Origin of the sequence: Frankia sp. AiPs1, assembly GCF_023716945.1 — a bacterium.
In the GTDB taxonomy this organism is placed as follows: domain Bacteria; phylum Actinomycetota; class Actinomycetes; order Frankiales; family Frankiaceae; genus Frankia.
The window spans coordinates 1-3722 of sequence record NZ_JAMQQF010000583.1 but is presented as its reverse complement, the minus strand read 5'-3'; the positions used below and the strand labels follow the sequence as shown (position 1 = coordinate 3722).

General features: G+C 72.6%; 3 protein-coding genes and 1 pseudogene. 3 read left to right on the top strand and 1 reads right to left on the bottom strand.

Annotation, left to right across the window (positions count from 1 at the left end):
- Both ND748_RS27770 and ND748_RS27765 read left to right on the top strand, forming a co-directional pair.
- Nucleotides 1–444: pseudogene (locus ND748_RS27770) on the top strand (DUF3367 domain-containing protein); the annotation flags it as partial.
- Between the two features lie 64 nt (nt 445–508).
- Complete coding sequence (locus tag ND748_RS27765; RefSeq protein WP_251749157.1) at nt 509–1075, top strand: RyR domain-containing protein; 567 nt, start codon at nt 509–511, stop codon at nt 1073–1075.
- 37 nt (nt 1076–1112) lie between these two features.
- Here ND748_RS27765 and ND748_RS27760 read toward each other — a convergent pair whose 3' ends face one another.
- Entirely contained in the window at nt 1113–1760 is a 648-nt protein-coding gene (locus tag ND748_RS27760; protein ID WP_251749156.1) for a hypothetical protein, read from the bottom strand.
- A gap of 591 nt (nt 1761–2351) precedes the next feature.
- On the opposite strand from ND748_RS27760, the gene ND748_RS27755 reads away from it, so the two are divergent.
- The coding region (locus tag ND748_RS27755) for a condensation domain-containing protein (RefSeq protein ID WP_251749155.1) at nt 2352–3722 on the top strand (1371 nt) is incomplete at its 3' end.

Genomic DNA, 3722 nt, shown 5'->3' with positions numbered 1-3722 from the left:
CCGGCGGGCCGTGCCGTCCGGGTGCTGTGGACGGGGCTGGCGATGGTCGCGCTGGTCCTGGTGGCCGGCCCGGTGGCCCTGACGGTGCCGGTGTTCGTCTGGCTCGGGCGGTCGCGGCCGCGGGCGCTGGGCTGGCTCGCCGCGATCGCGATGCTCGGCGCGGGCATCGGGGTCGCGGTGGATCCGAACAGTCAGCCCGGCTCGGGGCACGGGGCGTTCGGTGTGCCCGTGCAGGTGCTCGGTTCGCTGGCGTTCGCCGCGGTGCTCGCCGCGCTGGCCTGCTGGGTCTGGGGACGGCCCGCGGAGCCGGACATCCCCGAAACAGGCGGTCCCGGTTCCGGTGGTCCTGGATCTGGTGGTCCTGGATCTGGTGATCGCGGTTACCGTGTCGGGCGGCGGACTTCCGGTGGCGACAGGTGGACCGCAAGCAAGAGACTCGACTAGCGGCACCGCGACACCGGCGGTTCGAACCTTGGTCGCCATCCGTTTCAGAAGGAGTCACCGGGCCATGACAACGGTTGTGAACGGACCCTCGACCCGGCAGCCCGGTAAGGCGCATGCATCCACGGCGGGCACCTCGCCGTTGCTCGACGCGGGGTGTGTCGAGCGGATGGCGCAGGCGATCCACCGCCGTTACCTCGACCACGAGCTCGGCAAACGGCACGAGGCGGGTTCACGCCCGGGCCTGCGGCCGTGGGCGGAGCTGGCCGAGCCACTGCGGGACGCCAACCGCGCGCAGGCGGCCCAGTACGCGGCGATCATGCAGGCCCGCGACTGGTCGATCGTCTCCGTCGGGCTGGGCGGCGACCCGTTCACCTTCACCGACGCCGAGATCGAGGAGCTCGCCCGCGACGAGCACGTGCGGTGGCGTCGGCACAAGGAACGACAGGGCTACTCCTACGGACCGCTGCGCAGCGACGACGAGCCGGCCAAGCGGCACCCGTCGATGGTGGACTGGGAGGAGCTCACCGAGGAGGACCGCGACCGCGACCGCGACGTCATCCGCAACATGCCCGCGGTGCTGGCACAGGCGCGGCTGCAGGTCATCCGCAGGCCGGCCGCCGACGCGGGCTGAGCCGCGACGCGGTCGCGTCGGTCGAAGTCAGTCGAGGTCAGTCGAAGCCGTTCTCGCGCAGCCAGCGGCGCCGCTGGCGGGCGAACAGGAGCCGGATGATGCGGGGCCGGCGGGCGTAGTCCGCCTCGAGGATGCGGCGAAAGACGGTCGCGTCCGCGATGTAGCGGAAGCCGTCCTCATCCGTCGATTCGCGAAACCCCATCTCGGCCAGATCCTGCCGCTGCGGGGTGCGGTCCACCCAGCCCAGCAGGAACTCGGCCGCGCCGGGCAGCTCCACTGCCGCGGCGGTGAACTCGTGGGATGGGTCAAGGCGCAGCAGGCTCGCCGTCCGCCAGAGCGGGGCGAGCGCGAGTAAGTCGTCGCGGCGGTCCCTGCTGCGCAGGCTGGCGACGGCGACGGCGAGCAGCCCCAGGCGCAGCAGGTCGGGTTCGGCCCGGCGGACCGCGAGCGAGGCCATCCGCACCCCGAAGGCCCGCAGAGTCTGCGCTTCCACCTCCGGGCGGATCAGGTCCAGTAACTGTTCGAGACCGCCGCCGCGCTGCGCCTTACCCAACAATGCCACGATGGCCAGGTCGCGTTCGTGGGGAATTGTTTGATCGGCGTAGTGTATGGACGATTCGCCCGTGAGGCAGACGAGGTCCGCGAGTTCAATGCGGTCCGACGGGCACCTCTCGTCGCCGGTCATGGCGCTCCTCTGGCGAGACTGGCCGGTCGGCGCCACCCGTGCGACTGCCACCGGTCCGTGCCCGGGCGGGCCGGCCGGCGCGGTCCGGCGACCCGACGGCCGAGCGCCCTGGTCGCGCAGAGTGTCGCCACGATGACCGGGAGGATCATGGGGGCATCCTCTCAGGTCCCGCCGGTGCCGACCAGTGGGTGACACTGGGCGACAGGGTGCCCGTTTCGGGACGGGGGGTAGGACGAGGGTGCGGGGCGCAGGCGACCTTTGGGATTCGTTACGCCCACAAATTGGCTACTTTGCGTGAGTGGCGGGCCGGCGGCTGGACGGGGTTTATGTCCGGAGCAACCCCGCTTTTAGGGCCTCTGCCTGGCATGTCCGTGTTAAGGGCGACCTCGCGGGGGCCGGCCCGGATGGGTCGGCGGTCGGTGACCTCTCCCCTGACCGGGCGATTTCCCCTGGTTACGCTTGACCTGCTCCTCGACGGCGACGCGCGCCATCGCCGTGAAACCGCGAAATCCCGTGCAGAGAGGCCGGCCTACGACAATGGGATTGGCGCAGGACGGCGGGGCTCCGGCACCGCCGATACCCGATCGGGCGTTGACTCCGGGTGAGCAGATTCTCGCCGCCTCGGACCGGGCGAGTGCGCCGCTCACCTGCGGACTGTTCGTCCAGTCGACGGGGCGGCTGGACCCGGCGCGGCTGCGGGCAGCGGTGTGGACGGTGATCCGTCGCCACCCGATGGCCCGCGCCGTGCTCTACGGATCCCGCCAGCACGCCTGGCGGTTCGCCGCCGAACCGACGGCCGATCCGGTCGGTTTCGTCGACGACGGAACCGACGGGTGGCGCATCCACGAAATCCTGTCCTCCGCGCCGTTCGACCTGCGCCGCTACCCCCCGATCCGGGTGGCGCTGGTCCGTCGGGCCGACGGCGACCAGCTCAGCGTGGTGGCCCACCACCTCGCCTTCGACGGGCTACGGCTCGCCGCACTCGTCGCCGAGATCCTCGACCACTACCGGGAGGCGGCCTGGAATGCCGACCGGGACGGCGCCGTCACGCCGGGCGAGGGACACCGCGGCGTGCCGGCGGGCGTCCAGCCGCTGGCCAGGGCCGGGGCGCCCGGCTGGGCCGCGCTCGTCCGCCGGTCCGGGCGCTACATCACGCCACTGGCGGTGGGCGGCGACGGCTACGGCTTCCACCCGCTGATCCTGGCGGTACCGGGCGGGCGGCCGACACTGCCGGATGGCCGCCGGATGACCATCAACGACCTGCTGATCGGCGCGGCGCATCTCGCGATCGACCGGTGGAACTCCCGCCGGGGCGGCGAGTCCAGCCGGCTGCGGATCCGGATGCCGATCGACCTGGGGTCCTCGTCGTCGTTCGCCGCAATGCCGTCCTCGTCGTCGTTCCCCGCGCTGGCCGAGATCAGCGGCAACCGGACCGGTCAGACGATCATTTCGAGCGCGGTCGCCGACCGGGTGGACTCGCTGCAGCTCGCCGTGCGCGTGGTGAACCAGACCGACCTGGCCAAGCAGGTCGTCCCGCCGGCCGTGCCGGGGCTCTCCGGCGCGCTCGGCGTCGCTGCGGCGCGGTTCGTGCCCGGCCCGTGGCGCAGCACGCTGCTGCGCTACGGGGTGACCGCGGGGCGCCCGGTGCTCGCCCCGACCGCCGCGGTGAGCAACCTCGGTCGCTTCGACGACCTGGCCGGCGCCGCCGGGCTGCCGATCAGCGCCGTGTACTTCACCGGGACGGCCGGGATGCCGCAGGGGTTGTTCATCGGCGTGCTCGGGATGGGCGACAGCCTGCACGTCACGTTCGGCTACCACCGTCACCTTCTCGGCCCCGGCTCGGTGCCGGCCTTCGCGGATCTGTACCGGGCCGCCTTCGTCGAGCTGAGCGACACCGGTGGCGCCGTGCCGGCATCGGCGACCGGACCGACGCCCGCCGTGGCCAGGGCCCCGCGGCCGGAC